Here is an 18,177-nt window from a genome sequence, read left to right on the forward strand (position 1 = left end):
AGGAATCCCTTTCTCTATATGTTTTCTGCCATTTCTTCTTTAAATCCGAAGAAGTACGTAAAGATAAATCCGAAAGTATATGCAATTACTAAACCTAAGAAATAGAGTAAATATTTATTGTCAGCAATTAACGGAATTAAAGATAGCCCTGATACGCCAATTCCAAGTGAAGCCGTTTGCATAACTGCTTGGAATGCACCACCGACAGCTGCTCCTAAACAAGCAGTAATAAACGGTTTCCCAAGTGGTAATGTCACCCCGTATAATAACGGCTCACCAATTCCTAAAAAGCCAACTGGCAATCCACCTTTAATTACGTTACGAAGTCGTTTGTTTTTTGTTTTCACATAAATCGCAATTGCTGCGCCCACTTGGCCAGCACCAGCCATTGCGAGCATTGGTAATAAAGGTGTTACGTGTGTTTGATTAATAAATTCCATATGAATTGGTGTTAAACCGTGATGCAATCCGACCATAACGAGAGGTAAAAATGTTCCCGCAAGTACTGCGCCAGCAAATGCTCCGCCAATATTTAAAATAGCATTAATTCCGCTCGTAATACCATCTGATAAGAAACCTGCTAATGGCTGAATGGCTAACATCGTTACGATACTTACAACTAATACAGTAATGAGTGGTGTCACGATAATATCAACTGCATTTGGCACTGCTTTTCGAACTTGTCTTTCCACTACAACCATAAGCCATGCTGCAAAAATAACTGCAAACAATCCGCCCCGTCCGGGCACTAATGCTTCACCAAACAATTTTACGTTTGCCATCGCCGGATTGAAAATTAAAATACCAGCAATTGCCCCAAGAACCGGTGTCCCGCCAAATTCTTTCGCTGTATTCCAGCCGACTAAAATTCCTAAGAATGTAAAGATACCGCCGCCAATGAGTAGTAACATTTGTAACCACGTTGCATTTGGATCAGCACCAGCATTTTTCGCAAAGTTAGCAACCCCGTTTATAATTCCTGACGCAACAAGCCCCGGAATTAATGGGATGAAAATACTTCCTATTTTTCGTAAAAAGTTTTTCACCGGTGTATTATTTTTCTTCTTAATCTCTGATTTCATCTCTTGCCCAATATCTTCAAGGTGATGATCTGCTACCTCACCAATTCGTAGTCCTGTCAAACCTTCCATTTCAGCTGCTACTTTATTTACTGTTCCTGGACCAACGACAACTTGAAGCGTCTCATCTTCTATAACGCCCATAACGCCTTCAACTTTTTTCAAAAGGTCCATATTTACTTTACTTTCATCATGAAGCGTTAAACGTAGTCTCGTCATACAATGAGCAATACTACGAATATTTTTTATTCCCCCAAGTTGCTCCGAAATTTCCTTGGCCATTCTCTCTTCTTTCTTCATAATAGAATCCCCCTTCCTATTACTTTATAGTGCTTTCTTCACAAACCCTTTTGCGTATTTTAGTTTCTCCAGTGCTTCCCCATACTCACACTGCAACAACACCATAACAATGGCAGCTTTTACGTTACGTTCTGCCTTTTCATAATATTCTGCCGCTACTTCATAACTAGCACCTGTTGCTTCCACAATAATTCGTTTTGACCGTTCTACTAACTTTTCATTTGTGGATTGAACATCTACCATTAAGTTTTTATATACTTTTCCTACACCAATCATCGAAGCTGTTGAAATCATATTCAGCACTAATTTTTGTGCTGTACCAGCTTTTAAACGCGTTGATCCTGTTAATATTTCTGCACCTGTCTCTACTTCTACATTTAACTTTGCATATTTACTTATTTCAGCATTTTTATTACAAGAAATACTCGCTGTACTCGCTCCTACGCTCTGTGCGTATTTCAAGCCGCCAATTACGTAAGGAGTTCTGCCACTTGCAGCAATTCCAATCACTGTATCTTTCTCATTTAATCCAATACTTTTTAAATCTTCTTCTGCTAACTCTTCGCGATCTTCGGCACCTTCCACCGCTTTAGTAAACGCTTTCAACCCACCTGCTATAAATCCTTGCACCATTTTATCATCCGTGCCAAATGTCGGCGGACATTCCACTGCATCTAGAATACCTAAACGACCACTCGTACCAGCACCAATGTAAATTAAACGTCCCTCTTCTTCAAAAGATTTAATAACAGTCTGTACAACCTTTTCAATTTGTTCTATCTCTTTTTCAACTGCTAACGCAACAGTTCGATCTTCTTCATTCATACTTTGCAATACTTCTTTTATGCTCATTTCATCCAGATTCATTGTTTTCTCATTACGATGTTCTGTCGATAAATTTTCTAACATATTTCCACCCTCTTTGAAATTATATTTCACACTTTTATTATAACTTCAAGAAACTAAAAATCAATATCCCTTTCTTATTTTATGAAATAAAATTTCACAACATGACATATTTGTGTCAAAGATAATAAAAAAGATGAGTCTCCTCATCTTTTCTTCTACTTTAACTTCCGTAACCGCAACGCTTCTTCTCGCGTCTCCATAAATTGATCCAATACTTTATTGCCAATTCGGTTGAAAGTAATCACATATAAAGCATCAATCATATTCAGTTGCGTCATTCTCGACGCAATACTTGCAATACGATGATCTTGTTCTACATCTGGCATACAAAGACGCATGTCCGCTTCTTTATATAAGGGGGATGATTGATCTAGCTTCGTAATTCCAATAACAGTTGCACCTTGTCTCTTTGCATACTGCGCCATTTCAAGCACATCTTTCGTTCGACCAGATGTTGAAATCGCAACAAATATATCGCCTTCTTTTAAATTTGTCACAAGCGGCAACATCATATGAAAATCAGATAGCATCATCGCTGTAAATCCAAGCCGCGTAAATTTATAAGCCCCGTCCATTGCTGGCGTAGCTGATCCGCCTACTCCGTAAAATATAATTTTATCCGCATTGACAATACGATCTGCGGCTTTCTCAAGTTCCTTCTTATCTATTGCAGTAACACTCGCCTCAATCGCAGCTTTATTCACATAAGTGACTTTATTAAACAAATCGTACGGTCCATCTTCCGTATTCATCACTGAAAAATCATTTATATTATAATCAGCAATCGTTAATTCACGAACGAGTGCTATTTTAAACGCTTTAAAACTGCCGATTCCAATCGATTTACAAAAACGAACAACACTTGCTTCACTTGCACCTGCATTCGTTGACACTTCTTTCGTCGTTAAATTCGGTACAATCTCTGCATTCTCCATTATGTACATGGCAACCTTCTTCTCAGCTGGTGAAAATTGATCCATATTACTTTCAATTTTAAATAGTAATGTTGAAGCTTTCACTATTTAACCTCCACTTCTTACGGTTGCGTTCACTTATTTCCTCTTGCTTCAAGAAGGTAAAAACCATCATCGCCAGGAGGATGAAACACATTTACAATGCGATTCCCTTTTTGATAAACAGTTCTTTCTCCTTCTGTCCACTTCTCTTTCCAACCGTTCATCCAAATCGCAACATCAGGTAAAAAGGCAGTATATTTCAGCTTCTGACCGTACTCACCATCTGCTTCTTCCGAAAAAATAGAAACCGGAAAATCTTTCACTTTTGATTCTTTCCATGCAGTAAATGGTATACATACTGCAATAAGTACGATTACACCGATAACCTTCTCCTTCGTAATCTTCACACTTCCCTCTCCTTGTCATATCACATACATAGATTTTACCATAATTACAAACCCTTCATGCTATATGACCATTGCTTTTTGGAATAAAAAAAGAGCTTACCTACATCAGATAAGCCCTTCCTCTCTATACAAAATATTTCTTCAAAAGTGGCGGTGTAATAATCGTCGTCAATATAACAACAATAACAATCGCTGTGAAATTTTCTTTCGCTAATAAATTCGCCGTAAGTCCATTTGCTGCGATGATAAGTGCTACTTCACCACGTGATACCATCCCCGCGCCAATACTAATAGAAGATTGGAGATTAAAACCTGTCAATCTCGCTCCTAAACCTGATCCAATTAACTTTGTGAAAATCGCAATGAGGGTCATAATAATAATGAACCAAAGCTGGCTTCCAATGCCTTGAAATGTAATTTCCATTCCGATACTTACGAAGAATACTGGAACAAATATTGCATAAGCAATCGGTTCAATTTTATGTTCCACTTCATGCTTATACTCTGTTTGAGAAATAGCAATTCCTGCTGCAAATGCTCCAATAATGCCTGCAATTCCCATCATTTCACTGTAATAAGAAAAAGAGAAGCAAATAATAAGAGCCGCGCTAATTAACGCTTCTGTTACACGAAGCGGGACAAGCATTTTCATAATCCAAGGAACGACTTTCCAAGCAATAAAAACAATACTTACAAAGAAAATAATTTTCTTTGCAATGACAAGTGTTATATTTACATCTTGTGTTCCTAAAAAACTCATTACAAATGCCAATAAAATAACGACAATGACATCATCAAATACGGCAGCACCTAAAATTGTTGTACTTTCTCTCGTATTCATTTTTCCTAAATCACGTAGCGTCTGCACCGTAATACTAACCGATGTTGCGCAAAGTAATAATCCTAAAAAAATGGCATGGGACTGCATTAATCCAAACAGCAATCCTGTTACATAACCACCGATGAAAGGAAAAATAATTCCACCAGCCGCTACTGCAAATGACGATTTCAAATTCCGATTTAACTCTTCTAAATCTGTTTCAAGTCCCGCCATAAACATAAGTAACAAAACACCAATCTCACTCAGTTCATCAATTAGTTCAGAACTATTAATAATACCGAGTACAGCTGGACCGATAATAATACCGACAATTAACTTACCAAGTACAGAAGGCTGACCAAGTCTCACGCTAATGTCACCAGCTAATTTCGTACAAAGTAAAATGACGACAAGTTCAAAATAAAATAACATAGCATCTGCTCCTACTTTAACTTTAATCAGTGGGTCGTTAACCCCCGTTCATTTCTGCAAGTAGTTTCCCCTATTGATCCGAATTTTATTTTTCATATTTTTATTTGACAAAATATTCTGAATTATATTAAGATTAATCCAGCAATTTTAAAAAACTACATACCATAACTGTACCTCCATTTCCTTACATACTCTTTTTTAATGGGCTCATACTATAGTCGCAGTTATGGAAATGAAAAAACGGGGGGAGAGTCCAAAGTGAAGTCATTATTACGAAAAAAAGCGCTTAGTACTGAATCACCAAAGCAGCTAGATAGAACATTAACTGCACTCGATTTAACGTTTTTAGGGATTGGCGCCGTAATTGGGACAGGGATCTTTGTATTAACAGGTATTGTTGCAGCAAAACATTCTGGTCCTGGTATTATGCTATCATTCCTTATTGCTGCATTTACTTGTGCTTGTGTAGCCTTTTGTTATGCTGAATTTGCTTCTTCTATTCCTGTCTCAGGAAGTGTGTATACTTACGCATACATGACAGTCGGAGAAGTCGTCGCCTTCATCGTCGGATGGTGTTTAATGCTCGAATATTTACTTGCCGTTGCAGCAGTAGCTGTCGGTTGGTCTGGTTATTTGCAATCATTACTACAAGGGTTCAATATACACCTACCCGCCATAATCGCCTCGGCCCCCGGCGTAGGAAAAGGTGGTCTCATCGATTTACCAGCTGTCTGCATTTTACTTCTTATTACTGGTCTTTTAAGTTTTGGTATACGTGAAAGTGCACGCATTAATAATATTATGGTTCTTATTAAACTAGCTGTTATCATTGCCTTTATCGTAGCAGGCGCAAAATATGTAAAACCTGAAAACTGGACACCGTTCATTCCATTCGGATACGACGGTATTATTACCGGAGCTGCCACTGTATTCTTCGCCTTTTTAGGTTTTGATGCAATCGCAACCGCTGCAGAAGAAACGAAAAAACCGCAGCGTGACTTACCAATTGGTATTATCGGTTCTCTTCTTATTTGTACTGTTTTATATATGATCGTATCTTTCGTTTTAACAGGTATGGTTCCTTATACGCAATTAGACGTTTCTGATCCAGTTGCATTTGCATTGCATTTCGTTGGTGAGGATGCAATTGCAGGACTACTCGCTGTTGGAGCGATGACTGGAATGACAACCGTTCTCTTAGTCGTTATGTATGGACAAGTTCGAGTTTCGTATGCGATGAGCCGTGACGGTCTACTTCCAAAAGCGTTAGCACGTGTAAATAAAAGAGTAAAAATCCCTTTATTAAATACGTGGATTACTGGCGTTATTGCCGCTTTATTAGCAGGACTTTTAGATTTACATTTGCTAGCAAATTTAGTAAACATCGGTACGTTAACAGCCTTTACATTCGTTTGCTGCGCGGTACTTATTTTACGAAAAACACATCCTGATTTAAAACGTGGATTCCGTACACCTTTCGTACCTGTATTACCAGTTGTCGCGATTCTTTGCTGTTTATATTTGATGGCTAATTTATCTAAAACGACATGGATTAGCTTTATAGCTTGGCTTATAGTCGGTTTATGCTTCTATTTCTTCTACTCTAGAAAGCATAGCCATTTAGCTACCGAAAAAACGAATGATGAACAGAAAAAAGCATAACAAAATAGCTCGCCGTTTTAGCGGCGAGCTATCTTTCTGTACAATTATATTTTTTCGTTAACGATTGTAAAATGAAAAATATGCCGATGCAAGCTGTAAACCACGCCCAATTTCCTATTGGTGTAGAATATTTAAAAACGCCAATACCTACAAGCACTATGAAAATGATTACTTGATATATGAGCTTCCACTTTTGCATATATTCCCTCCTTTACTTCGTTCCCTTCTTTTTATTCTTCCAGGCATTCAAACTATCAAAGAAAAAGTTAATAAATAACGTTCCTAGTCCTGCTAATAAGAAAGTCATTAAAAATAAAACCCAAATACTTTTCTCTTTTAAGAAATAATATCCTACAAGGAGCACAACCGCGATCCATACATATTCAAGAATTCTTTTTAGCTTTTTCTGTTCCAAATTATTCGCTCCTTCTTTCTATGCTACTTTTAGTATAACAAAAAAGAAGCCTATCATGATAAGCTTCTTTTCTTCTCTCTTATTTGTTCATACTTTTTTCAACGAGTGAAATCGCATATTCTAATGTACGATTCATCGTTTCTACCTGTGCATCTTTTACCTTCGCATCTTTTAATACAGCTTCTGCAACTGTAATTTTTTGTTGCAATGATTTCACTGAACCATCTGTTACATTTACAGCTTGCGCTTTCTTCACTACTGCTTTTGCAGATTCAATATTGATCTGTAATTTTTCTTTCGGTGTTTTTGGTTGTTCTTCTGCCACTTTTGATTGTACGAATGTTACATTAGCTGTTTTTAATTCGTTATATGTTTGAATAATTTGTTCCCCAGTACTTCCTACATTTTCAAATGCTTGCTTAGCAGTGTTATAGCTTTTTTCTAGTTCTTGAAATGCTTCCTTTGAATATTGACCTGGCTTACCACCAAACTCATACGTACCATCTAACACTTCCTTTACTTTTCCTAGCTCCTCATATAATGCGTTGACTTGCTCTAACTTCGTACGGTTAGAAAATTCATTGTACGCTGCTAATACTTCTGAAGAACTTAACGCTTTACTATATAATTTTGCAAGCACGATTTGACCGTTTAATGGAATGCCGCCATTTCCATTGCTATCAGGATCCGCTCCAAATGCAAATGGTACGTTCGGGTTATAAACTTTTCCTTGAGCTAACTGACTATTTACTTTTTTACCATCTACGTAAATTGCCACTTCGCTTCCGTTATATGTTCCTGTTAAATGATACGTTTTGTTCGCTTCCAATTGAACGCCAACACGTTTGTAGCTACCGCCAATGTGAGCCCATAATTCAACATATCCACTTCCTGTAGACTCAAAACCAATTCCGCCGCTCTCTGTATTTTGCAAAATACCTTGTCCGCGAATTTCATTCATTGAAAACACAGTTTCTAACGTAAACGTATTTGCTATTTTCTCTTTTTGTGCTGCTGAAAATGGAATATATCCAAATGTATTAGCTTTTCCATTTAACTTCATAACATTCTTTTTCAATGCTTTATCATATTCAATAGTCACATTACCCTTCAATTCACCTTTTGTACCAAATGGTGAATTGTCTTTAAATGTACCATCTGAGAAATTCACATCAAAAATATCAGCCTTTGGTACTTTCACATTCGGATCAATGTTATCTTTTTTCGTAGTAATTTCTGCCGTTAACGGTTGCACACTTTCATTACCAAATGAATCAATCGCGACTACTTCAAACGTATATGTTCTCCCGCCATCTAATCCTGCAAGTGTAAATGTCAGTTCTTTCGGCACTGGGTCACGATAAAACTCTGAAAATGCTAGTAATTTATTTTTTATTTCTCCAGTTTGCTTATCTCTAGCTTGTACGCGATAAGAATGAACAAGAAGGTTGTCCAATGCTTGCATGAATGTTACTGTTGCTGCATTTTCTGTTACATTCGATACTGATAACTTTGCATCTTTTGCAAAAGATGGCTTTTCTTTATCACGATCTTCTACATGTGTAAAAGTTTCTTTCTTTGATGGCAACTGAATTTTCCATGGCTCGCCTGTCCAAGAATTCGTATGGAAATCGCGTCGATTAATCGTTACTTCTTTATCGTCTACTTCTACTAATAAACCTTGGCTTAATGCACGCGATTCTGAAGGAATATTCCCTTGCACTTTGCCACCCTCTACCTCCATATAGCTTACAGAAGAGGTACCAACAGATGTAAAGTCCTTTTGATGAATCGATCTTGGATCATCTAATGGATAATGCGAATGACCTGAAAACGTAATGACTTGTGGATATTCTTTTAATACTGCATTAATTTTTGCACTATCCTTCGTTCCCCATTCTTGGCTACCGTACACTGTATCTTTAATATGTTGATGTAAAAATACAAAAATCGGTTTTTCTGGATCATCTTTTTGCGCCTTTGCCATTTCTTCTTTTAACCAATTAATTTGTTTGTCCGAATAATACCCATGTGTCGTTTCATTTTCTGGAGACATTACGATAAAATGATACCCTTTTACCACTTTATGATAATAAATTGATTCCATTCCTGTTTTTTCTAAGAAACGCTTCTGTGCTCCCTCTACTGATAAACCGTTCCAATAATCATGATTACCTAGAGAATTCATTCGTACCGCATCTTTATTTGCATTGTCATTATACACTTGCATGAAACGATCATATTGCTGCACAGACCCTGAATCAGTAAAATCTCCTACAATTACGAACGCATCTTGCTTTGGTGCAAGCGTATTGAACTGTTCAATCGCTCTTTTCCAGCGAAACATATCATCTGTTCCACTATTTTTAATATGAACATCACTTACAACGGGGAAAACTATTTTCTTCTCACTTGGTGCCTTTTCTTGCTTTTTCTCTTCCGCTTTGACTGATGTACTCCACGGAAATGATACAAATGCTAATACAAAAACCATCAATAATCCAATAAGACCTTTTACTTTTCGTAAAGCAATTCTTTCCACGTGAATCCTCCTCATAATAATTGATTCATTACAAGGGCTATTTTATCTAATACATGTTAATGTCGTTTAAATAAAAAATGAAGTTTATTAGATTTTTGTAAATATACAGTTAATTAGAAATTAAGTCCAACATTCCTCGTACTATTGTATACAACCACCTTTTGTCTAAAAGAGTCTGATCATTCTTTTCCTATGACTATTCACATATAATCTTTTCTATAACACTAATGATAAGTTAAGGTTTAAGCCTATTAGACAATCTTAATTTTTAATATTTCCTTCTTTTTTTAACACATCGGCCATGCTTTTACATTTAATAGTAGTAAAAGACCACTTAAAAGGAGGGGTTGTATTGAAGAATAAAAAAAATATCGGCTGTTTCGCTCCTTTATCTATTATTTGTCCAGCCCCTTGTCCACCGCCCCCTCCTCCAAATCCAAATTGCGAGCGAGTAACAAATGAATTTGCAGGGAATTTCCTTATAACTAATAACACCATTCCTTCTACCAAAGATGCATCACAATCAATGATACTGTGGCAAAGTGATGGGATACTACTTATATCAGGTACTGTTTCGGTTTACAATAGTACTAGCAGCACAGAATCAATTACAATTCAAATCGTTGGAGCCACAACCAATATTTTCACTGTGTTTCCTGGTAATACAATATCGTACACAGGAAAAAACTTACAGTCAGTCAGTATTATCAATATAACAAGTAATCCTTCACTATATTTAGAAGGCAAGTACTGTTGCGAATTTACATGTTGCTTATAGAATACCAATTTCATTACTTTCTCAAAAAAAGCATACCGTTCACGGTATGCTTTTTATGAGATTGGATAACGTACTGTAATACAAAACTCACCTTGATTAACAGTCGTTCCTGTCGTAGTAATTCGGACAGTAGTAAAATATCGGACAGTGAAAGTACCACTACTTTGTGGTTGTACAGTAATTGTATCAACTACTGTTGCCCCTACTAAAAAATCAACTGTAATCGGGTTGGCTCCCACATCGTATTTCACGTAACCTGAACCATATACTTCTTGCGTGATATTATTTGTATATACAATTTGAGTACCAGCACCTGTAATAGACCAGTCTGTACATACTTGGTCTTGCACAAGTGTTTTATTAGAACAACAAGACAAACTGGAACTTCTCATTCCCATTTTGAACCTCTCCTATTCTGCTATGAAAGTGGATAACGTGTTGTAATACAAAATTCTCCCTGATACGTTCCAGCAGGTGTTGCAGGTAACACAACTTGTATACTATCAAAGCGGCGATACGTAAAAGCAATACTCGTTCCTGGGTTTAATGTTTGTGTATCAATTGTACCCCCAGCAGAATCAAGTACCTCTACAGTAATTGGGCCTGGTCCAACATCATATTTAACAAAACCAGTACCAACTACGTTTTGGTTAATATTATTTGTATAGAGAACATTATCAATTGCTGTTGCAACTACAGTAGCAGACCACGGACTACACACTTTATCTTGCACATAATTTTTATCTGGACAACAAGTTAATGCTGACCCTGAGCACTCACAAGACATAGTTGTTTCCCCTCTCTCTTTTATATTCCCTATATGTGTATGTCCCTCAGAGTCTTTTGCCTGTACTATTCATCTATTTTCAAAAAATATTCAAATGACTAGATAGATTCCGTTTTATTTCTTTTCTTCATATATTTATAGACAAAGATACTAGCAACGATAAGAATAACGCCTCCTAATATCGGTAGCATATATTGCCCAACAACGTCCGCTGCTTTTTCCCAATGAGGACCTAATTTCATTCCAAAATAAACATATAAAGTCGTTAATGGGAACATTGCTACAAATGTATATATACTAAATTTCCATATGTTCATTTTCGCCATACCACACGGAACAGAAATAAGCGTTCGAACTCCTGGCACAAAGCGTCCAACAAATGCTACAACCGGTCCATATTTCTCAAAGAAATCATCTGCTTTTTGAATTTGTTCTTCTTTAATGAAGAAGTATTTCCCGTATTTTATTAATAGAGGACGACCGCCGTAATAACCGAGTGCATATAACGTTAAAGGTCCTGTCGTTCCGCCAAGGGTTCCGGCTAGTACAGCAAGCCAAAAATTCATATCTCCCTCGTACACCCAATAACCAACCATGGGCAAAACTACTTCTGCTGGAATAAATTCAAACGTTAATGCTAACACAACTCCAAAATAAGAAAACTGCTTTAAAAACTCGATTATATCTAAAATAATTTGCTCCATATTTTTAACTCCTATCCTACGTTTACGTTATGCTTTTCTTGTAATTGAACTGGCGCCATTTTTACAATTCGGTTCAAAATAAATAACACAATTCCAATATCATCTAAAATACCGATAAACGGTAAGAAGTCTGGAATTAAATCGAGCGGCATCGCAACATAACCAACTAAAAACGCAATAGATAAAATTTTCTTCTTTATTGAAACCTCTTTTGAAGTGAAAAAGTCAAATAGAAATGGAACAAATCGGCGAACATGAAATACAACTCTTAATCTACTAATAAGTTTTTTCATTTTTATATCTCCTCTCTTTGTATACAAAAAGGACCCTACCAAACATGGTAAGGGTCCTAAAAAAGACAATAAGGGGCCTTTACCATTGCTGGTAAAGGTCTCACTAACAACGGAACGTTGCCAATAAAGCCGAGGGTTTCTCCCTGTAATGACGACTTTACTGTAATAAGTTACTCCCCTTTATAGACAATTTTATACACTCACATTAAAATATTTCGAAGGGCTTGTCAATATATTTTATATCTCAGGCTCTCCCGCTTACTCTTCACTAAAAAAGCAAATAAACGTATAGGAAATTTCTTACTATCTCATAATATACATAATCATTTGTAAGGAAAGGAGAGACTTCATTTGCATACCGTATGGAAAGGTGCACTCTCACTTGGATTATTAAATATAGGAATTAAACTATATAGTGCTGTAGAAGAAAACGATATAAAATTTTTAAGTCTCCATAAAGAATGCTTAACACCTATTAAATATAAAAAATTTGCTCCCGATTGCACGGATGAAGAAATCGATGATACAGATATTGTAAAAGCCTATGAATACGCACCTCATAAATACATTATTATAGATGAAAAAGAATTGGCTGAATTACAAAAAGCTCACGAACCACGCTCCATTCGTATTATATCTTTTGTCCAAAATAACGAAATCGATTCTGTTCTTTATGACCGTTCTTATTTTATAGGCCCTACCCCAGGACATGAAAAATCATATTTATTATTAAAAGAGGCTCTTGAACGTACAAATAAACTTGGGCTTATTCATATTTCTATTAGAAAAAAACAACATTTAGCTATTATCCGTAACTTTGAAGATGGGCTTATGTTACAAACTATTCACTATCCTAATGAAATTCGCGATATAACAAATACACCTAACTTACCAAGTAATGAAAATTATCCTATTCAAAAACAAGAACTCACAGCAGCAATTAATTTAATCCACCACCTTACAAATCCTTTTGAACAAGAAATGTATACAGATGAGTATAAAGAAGCACTTACCGAACTAATCGAAAACAAAATTGAACAACAGGAAAAAACCGAAACAATCTCTCCAACTCCAAACATCATCAATATTATGGAGACATTACAGGCAAGTATTGAACAAGCGAAAATAAAAAGAGAAAATAAAACAGAAAAAGAGGCCAAATAAAATTGGCCTCTTTTTTCTTTAAAGCGGATTACATTTTGGTATCTCAAGTCCAGATGATTGCGCTAATTTTAATAAGTAATAACATTCTTCTCTTGCCATATGATCCGCCATTCTAGCAGATAATGTACTTAATATTTCATTCGATAACTCTAGCTCTTCAACTTCATGGAGAAAATGTGAAAATAATTTTAACTCAAGTGAAACATCTTTTGTAAACTTCTTTAATGCAGGAAAATGATGAAGCTCTGTCCGTAAATACCCTGTCATCTCAACTGCCTTTAAGTAAAATTTTTCAAAGTGCTTCGTGAATTCTTCACTTTTCTCTTTTAATCTTTTTTCAACAAGATCTAGTCCACCAGAAATAGATCCTGCATGACCAGCCGCATCTGTTAACCAAACGAGGTGATAATGTAATTCATGAAAAACAGGCGGAACTTCTCCTTTCTTTAAAAATTCTAACACTGTTATATACTCTTCTACTTCGTTTACCATATGATTGATGAAAGTTGGCGTAAAATGAATAGTGATTTTTCCCTCGAGTTGTTTCTGTATAATACTTAATTTAAACATTCTTATTTCCTTTGCGGCTCGTTCTGCCTCTTTTGAAAATGTAATGAGATTCACATTATGTACTTTATTTAAAAGATTCGTAAATGTTTCAAGAAAATAAGCGGCCTTCTTTATATCCTCTTTTTCCTTCGAAGCTAATGCATCAAGTAAAAATTGCGAATGATCAGTAAGCACCTTTAGCCAAAATTGATGCTCAAACAACGCACTTTCTTCATAATTTCTCTCCACTAAATCCCCTCCTTTTATTCGGCCTTCTCTATCACTTGAAGTTTGTATCCATCTGGGTCTTGTACTACAATACTCTTCTCACTTTTGTTTTCCATATATAAAATTTCATAAAACGCTAGCTTCTTTTTTAACTTCTCTATGTTAGAAATCGAAAATGTTAAACCATCGCATGAATTCGTAACACTCTTCTCTCTTCCTCCTAACATGCGATTCATAACAAAACTAATTCTCGTTGAATCGGCATCATACCAAACACCTGTAATATCTAATTGTGGTCTTTCTGAACTAGGTGTTATTCCTAAAATTCCTTCGTAAAAATACAGAGTTTCCTTTAAGTTCTTTACTTCTAACACAATTAAATTTTTTACATTCTCCACATTCATTCCCCCTGCACTTATTACTTTTTTATATGTGTCATAAAGGCCTATTATGTCTGAATACAATACGTAGTAATGAACATTTAAGGAGGTTTATTCGTGAATAAATATATGAGATCATTCGTGCCCTATCATAGTCCTCTCGATCCTTGTCCTCCTATCGGAAAAAAATATTATTCTACTCCTCCTAATTTATTTTTAGGCTTTCAACCGCCAAACTTACCGCAATTCACGCCAAAAGAAGCACTACAAAAAGGGACTTTATGGCCTGTTTTTTATGACTATTATGAAAATCCTTATAAAAAAGGGCGGTGACTACTGACGTGACTCAATCGCTACCAGAAGAATACTATCAGCTTTTACTGGAGCTTCAAGAACTGGACTTTGTACTAGTTGAACTCACTCTTTATTTAGATACACATCCAGATGACACCGCTGCGATTAATCAATTTAATGATTTTTCCTATAAACGGAGAGTATTAAAACAAAAGATGGAAGAAAAATACGGACCACTCCAACAGTTTGGAAACAGCTATTCTAATGCCCCTTGGGAATGGAGCAAAGGTCCTTGGCCATGGCAAATATAAAGGAGAGAAACTATGTGGATTTATGAAAAGAAATTACAATACCCAGTTAAAGTGGGAACTTGCAATCCAGCACTTGCAAAATTATTAATTGAGCAATACGGCGGTGCAGATGGCGAGTTAGCTGCTGCACTACGTTACTTAAATCAACGTTATACAATTCCTGATAAAGTCATTGGCCTTCTTACTGATATTGGCACAGAAGAATTTGCTCACCTTGAAATGATTGCTACGATGGTTTATAAGCTGACGAAAGATGCGACTCCTGAACAGATGAAGGCAGCTGGTCTTGACCCTCATTACGTCGACCATGACAGCGCTCTTCATTACCATAACGCTGCTGGTGTTCCATTTACTGCAACCTATATACAGGCTAAAGGTGATCCAATTGCCGATCTATACGAGGATATTGCAGCTGAAGAAAAAGCACGCGCAACATATCAATGGCTCATTAACTTATCAGATGATCCAGATATAAATGACAGCCTACGCTTTTTACGCGAACGAGAAATTGTCCATTCACAACGTTTCCGAGAAGCAGTTGAAATTTTAAAAGAAGAACGTGATAAAAAAATATTTTTTTAAAACATGTATCCTAGCGGTATGTGTTTTTTTATGTTAAAAGTTAAATCCTTCCTATTAAACATATAAATAGTATATTTATTCGATTTAATGCATTATTTTTTAATATTTTCAAAATTCCCTATTGCTTTCTAATCATCAGACCTTTAAAATAATAACAGTTACTCGACAAATTATTTGAATTTTCGACAAAAAATACTCATTAGGAGGATTTTCTTTATATGCGTACAACTTTAAAACCAGCGCAAATACTTTCGATTAGTTTATTACTATTCGCAGTTTTCTTCGGTGCTGGTAATATGATTTTCCCGCCCCTTCTTGGTCTTTCTTCCGGAGAAAATATGTGGGTTTCCATTACAGGTTTTATTATTACAGACGTCGGTTTATCTTTACTTGCTATCGTTGCTGTTGCCCTTGCTGGTGGTAGTTTTAACACTTTAGCGAGCCGTGTTCATCCAAAATTCGCAGCAGTATTCGCTATCATTATTTATCTTTCAATCGGCCCACTATTTGTTATTCCACGAACTGGATCTGTATCTTATGAAATCGGGATTGCACCACTTTTCCCAGATCAATGGTATTCTATGTTAGTTTTTAGTGCGATTTTCTTCACAGTCGTTTACTTCTTATCATTAAATCCATCCAAGCTAGTAGATCATATCGGTAAAATATTAACGCCAATTTTACTTGTAATTATTGCAATTATGGCAACAAAAGCGATTCTTTCACCAGGGACGTTTGCAGAACCTATCGGTGACTATAAAGACATCCCGTTTTTCAAAGGATTTCTTGAAGGATTTTTAACGTTAGATGCAATTGGGGCTCTCGTACTATCAACAATTGTTGTAAATGCAATTCGTCAAAATGGTATACAAGAGAAGAAATCTATCGCAAAATATACAATCATTTGCGGAAGTATCGCTGCTCTATTCTTAACAATTGTTTACTTCTTACTCGGTTATATTGGAGCTTCAAACGGAAACTTAGGACAATTCGAAAACGGTGGGCAGCTATTAGCTACTGTTATGTATCAATTCTTTGGGACAAGCGGTAATATTTTATTAAGTATCGCCATTATCTTCGCTTGTTTAACAACGGCAATTGGTGTTGTGAGTGCATTTGCAAATTACTTCACAACAGTACTAACAAATGTTTCATACAAAAAGCTTGTACTATACGTTTGTATCTTTAGTTTCGTTATTTCAAACTTAGGATTAAGCTTATTAATTAAAATCACATTACCTGTATTAATTATTTTGTACCCAATTACGATCATTTTAGTTTTCGTATCATTTATCGATAAATATACGAAACGTAAACCTTCTGTCTACATTGGAGCGATGATCGCAGCGTTTATTATTAGCTGTATTCATGCACTTGATAATGTGGAAATGATACCAGATTTTATCGCTAATATCGTACACACCATTCCTTTTTATAACTTAGGAATTGGCTGGATCATTCCAGCAATAATCGGTGGTATAATTGGATACTTTATTCCGCAAACAGAAGCTGCAGGTGAAGTTTCTACAAAATAAAAAAAAAGAAGCAAGCATGAAATCCATGCTTGCTTCTTTTTCTCTTCACATCGTATGTTTAAAAGTAAATAAATCTTCTTTTGACTGCACAACAGATTGTTCCGCTTCTACTACGTCCTTCTTTATCTCTCCTCCTAATCTTACTTTCAACATCGCCTCTTCTATACTTTTTACAATCATATTTCCTGAAAAAATAGTAAGTCCAAAAAATGTAATCGGAACGAGAGGGATCCACGGATTCACTGTTAATGATCTAAAATAGACTCCAATTAAGCCTGACCATTCATGTGTGTATGATTCTATTTCTTCTATCGGTCCTAAAAACTGAACTGTTCCGCCAAAGAATATTTCTAGTAACCCTAAGTGCAGTAAAATAGTAAGAGTTTGCGTAAACTGCTGAAAAAATACAAGTATAAACGTCATATAGAGATGCGGGAAAATATGCTTTATAACAATATGCCTTCTCGATCCACCTAATATGCACGCAGCTTCAATAAATTCTTCGGTTCTCAACTTACGGACTTCCTTCGCAACATACAGTGCAATAACTGGCATCACAAGCATTACAAGTAATAAAACTTGAAACGAAGCCCTTTCAAAAAAGGTTGTTGTTTCCTCTCCACTCCCAAATGCATTTGCAAAGTGAAGAAAAAAGTACGCAATCATAACTGTTGGAATAACTGTAAAACTATCAAAGAAAGCCTCAATTTTTGAAAACCCTCTTTTTACATATGTTCCAAGCACAACACCAAAAAACACACCTATCACCATTCTAAGTGCCGCAATTAAAATAGATATACCAATCGTCCACTTCGCACCTTCAATGACTAAATGTAACAGGTCGTATCCTTTCCGGTCTGTCCCGAGTAAAAATTGTAATGAAGGTGAAAAAGGTGGCACTTGTGGATTTTCATCTGCATCATATTGCAATGTAACTTGCCTAATGTGTCCATCATTCCATAACGTATTTCCGATGCTCAAAAGAACTAATATGAGAAGAAACCCAATACTTATCCAAAATCTTTTATCGCGTTTTATATACATCCACAT

General features: G+C 36.0%; 23 protein-coding genes. 7 read left to right on the top strand and 16 right to left on the bottom strand.

Annotated features, from left to right (window positions below):
• Nucleotides 1-14: 14 nt before the first annotated feature.
• The 5 genes from CN409_RS19635 to CN409_RS19655 all read right to left on the bottom strand — a co-directional run bounded on the left by CN409_RS19635 (nt 15) and on the right by CN409_RS19655 (nt 4,903).
• Nucleotides 15-1,379, bottom strand: coding sequence for a PTS transporter subunit EIIC (locus CN409_RS19635; RefSeq protein WP_097980886.1), 1,365 nt, complete (start codon nt 1,377-1,379; stop codon nt 15-17).
• Between the two features lie 24 nt (nt 1,380-1,403).
• Nucleotides 1,404-2,288, bottom strand: a complete 885-nt coding sequence (gene murQ / locus CN409_RS19640) for an N-acetylmuramic acid 6-phosphate etherase (protein WP_000892345.1) — start codon at nt 2,286-2,288, stop codon at nt 1,404-1,406.
• A 155-nt stretch (nt 2,289-2,443) separates the two neighbouring features.
• A complete protein-coding gene (locus tag CN409_RS19645; protein ID WP_097980887.1) occupies nt 2,444-3,307 on the bottom strand; it encodes a MurR/RpiR family transcriptional regulator in 864 nt (287 codons plus the stop codon).
• Nucleotides 3,308-3,336: 29 nt separating this feature from the next.
• A complete protein-coding gene (locus CN409_RS19650) occupies nt 3,337-3,651 on the bottom strand; it encodes an outer surface protein (RefSeq protein ID WP_097980888.1) in 315 nt (104 codons plus the stop codon).
• A 124-nt stretch (nt 3,652-3,775) separates the two neighbouring features.
• Nucleotides 3,776-4,903 (bottom strand): cation:proton antiporter, encoded by a 1,128-nt coding sequence (locus CN409_RS19655; protein WP_000899807.1) that lies wholly within the window; start codon nt 4,901-4,903, stop codon nt 3,776-3,778.
• A gap of 201 nt (nt 4,904-5,104) precedes the next feature.
• On the opposite strand from CN409_RS19655, the gene bcaP reads away from it, so the two are divergent.
• On the top strand, nt 5,105-6,565 hold the full coding sequence (gene bcaP / locus CN409_RS19660) for a branched-chain amino acid transporter BcaP (protein WP_003276830.1): 1,461 nt from the start codon (nt 5,105-5,107) through the stop codon (nt 6,563-6,565).
• A gap of 28 nt (nt 6,566-6,593) precedes the next feature.
• On the opposite strand, the gene CN409_RS31930 is transcribed toward bcaP, so the two are convergent.
• The 4 genes from CN409_RS31930 to CN409_RS32390 all read right to left on the bottom strand — a co-directional run bounded on the left by CN409_RS31930 (nt 6,594) and on the right by CN409_RS32390 (nt 10,032).
• A complete protein-coding gene (locus CN409_RS31930; RefSeq protein ID WP_001174833.1) occupies nt 6,594-6,764 on the bottom strand; it encodes a hypothetical protein in 171 nt (56 codons plus the stop codon).
• 12 nt (nt 6,765-6,776) lie between these two features.
• Nucleotides 6,777-6,980 (bottom strand): hypothetical protein, encoded by a 204-nt coding sequence (locus tag CN409_RS19670; RefSeq protein ID WP_000435797.1) that lies wholly within the window; start codon nt 6,978-6,980, stop codon nt 6,777-6,779.
• A gap of 79 nt (nt 6,981-7,059) precedes the next feature.
• Entirely contained in the window at nt 7,060-9,522 is a 2,463-nt protein-coding gene (locus CN409_RS19675; protein WP_140161825.1) for a LamG-like jellyroll fold domain-containing protein, read from the bottom strand.
• A 261-nt stretch (nt 9,523-9,783) separates the two neighbouring features.
• A complete protein-coding gene (locus tag CN409_RS32390) occupies nt 9,784-10,032 on the bottom strand; it encodes a hypothetical protein (RefSeq protein WP_003276823.1) in 249 nt (82 codons plus the stop codon).
• On the opposite strand from CN409_RS32390, the gene CN409_RS19680 reads away from it, so the two are divergent.
• Nucleotides 9,920-10,300 carry an S-Ena type endospore appendage gene (locus tag CN409_RS19680; protein WP_223308658.1) on the top strand — a complete coding sequence of 127 codons (381 nt, stop codon included), beginning with the start codon at nt 9,920-9,922 and terminating at the stop codon, nt 10,298-10,300. The two genes, CN409_RS32390 and CN409_RS19680, sit on opposite strands and share 113 nt — an antisense overlap.
• Nucleotides 10,301-10,353: 53 nt before the next feature.
• Here the strand turns inward: CN409_RS19680 and CN409_RS19685 are convergent, their stop codons facing one another.
• The 4 genes from CN409_RS19685 to CN409_RS19700 form a co-directional block, all read right to left on the bottom strand.
• Nucleotides 10,354-10,698, bottom strand: coding sequence for a DUF3992 domain-containing protein (locus tag CN409_RS19685; RefSeq protein ID WP_000525819.1), 345 nt, complete (start codon nt 10,696-10,698; stop codon nt 10,354-10,356).
• A 20-nt stretch (nt 10,699-10,718) separates the two neighbouring features.
• The gene (locus tag CN409_RS19690) at nt 10,719-11,087 is read right to left on the bottom strand and encodes a DUF3992 domain-containing protein (RefSeq protein WP_001277542.1); all 369 of its coding nucleotides are present in this window, start codon (nt 11,085-11,087) and stop codon (nt 10,719-10,721) included.
• 98 nt (nt 11,088-11,185) lie between these two features.
• Nucleotides 11,186-11,791: a DedA family protein gene (locus CN409_RS19695; RefSeq protein WP_000435017.1), complete on the bottom strand. Its 606-nt coding sequence runs from the start codon at nt 11,789-11,791 to the stop codon at nt 11,186-11,188.
• A gap of 11 nt (nt 11,792-11,802) precedes the next feature.
• Nucleotides 11,803-12,084, bottom strand: coding sequence for a YkvA family protein (locus CN409_RS19700; RefSeq protein ID WP_000733844.1), 282 nt, complete (start codon nt 12,082-12,084; stop codon nt 11,803-11,805).
• A gap of 351 nt (nt 12,085-12,435) precedes the next feature.
• Here CN409_RS19700 and ku point away from each other — a divergent pair, with 351 nt between their 5' ends.
• Nucleotides 12,436-13,248, top strand: coding sequence for a non-homologous end joining protein Ku (ku, locus tag CN409_RS19705; protein WP_000557750.1), 813 nt, complete (start codon nt 12,436-12,438; stop codon nt 13,246-13,248).
• A gap of 18 nt (nt 13,249-13,266) precedes the next feature.
• On the opposite strand, the gene CN409_RS19710 is transcribed toward ku, so the two are convergent.
• Nucleotides 13,267-14,046 (bottom strand): DUF2935 domain-containing protein, encoded by a 780-nt coding sequence (locus tag CN409_RS19710; RefSeq protein ID WP_086390996.1) that lies wholly within the window; start codon nt 14,044-14,046, stop codon nt 13,267-13,269.
• 14 nt (nt 14,047-14,060) lie between these two features.
• Nucleotides 14,061-14,429 (bottom strand): VOC family protein, encoded by a 369-nt coding sequence (locus tag CN409_RS19715; RefSeq protein WP_003257386.1) that lies wholly within the window; start codon nt 14,427-14,429, stop codon nt 14,061-14,063.
• A gap of 93 nt (nt 14,430-14,522) precedes the next feature.
• Here CN409_RS19715 and CN409_RS19720 point away from each other — a divergent pair, with 93 nt between their 5' ends.
• The 4 genes from CN409_RS19720 to brnQ2 all read left to right on the top strand — a co-directional run bounded on the left by CN409_RS19720 (nt 14,523) and on the right by brnQ2 (nt 17,127).
• Entirely contained in the window at nt 14,523-14,738 is a 216-nt protein-coding gene (locus CN409_RS19720) for a spore coat associated protein CotJA (protein WP_001046257.1), read from the top strand.
• 8 nt (nt 14,739-14,746) lie between these two features.
• Entirely contained in the window at nt 14,747-15,010 is a 264-nt protein-coding gene (locus tag CN409_RS19725) for a spore coat protein CotJB (RefSeq protein WP_000194492.1), read from the top strand.
• A 12-nt stretch (nt 15,011-15,022) separates the two neighbouring features.
• Nucleotides 15,023-15,592: a spore coat protein CotJC gene (gene cotJC, locus CN409_RS19730; RefSeq protein ID WP_000265275.1), complete on the top strand. Its 570-nt coding sequence runs from the start codon at nt 15,023-15,025 to the stop codon at nt 15,590-15,592.
• A gap of 218 nt (nt 15,593-15,810) precedes the next feature.
• Complete coding sequence (gene brnQ2, locus CN409_RS19735) at nt 15,811-17,127, top strand: branched-chain amino acid transport system II carrier protein BrnQ2 (RefSeq protein WP_001260933.1); 1,317 nt, start codon at nt 15,811-15,813, stop codon at nt 17,125-17,127.
• A 45-nt stretch (nt 17,128-17,172) separates the two neighbouring features.
• On the opposite strand, the gene CN409_RS19740 is transcribed toward brnQ2, so the two are convergent.
• On the bottom strand, nt 17,173-18,177 hold the full coding sequence (locus CN409_RS19740) for an ABC transporter permease (RefSeq protein ID WP_000266973.1): 1,005 nt from the start codon (nt 18,175-18,177) through the stop codon (nt 17,173-17,175).

This window comes from Bacillus sp. AFS012607, from assembly GCF_002558005.1.
GTDB lineage: Bacteria > Bacillota > Bacilli > Bacillales > Bacillaceae_G > Bacillus_A > Bacillus_A thuringiensis_S.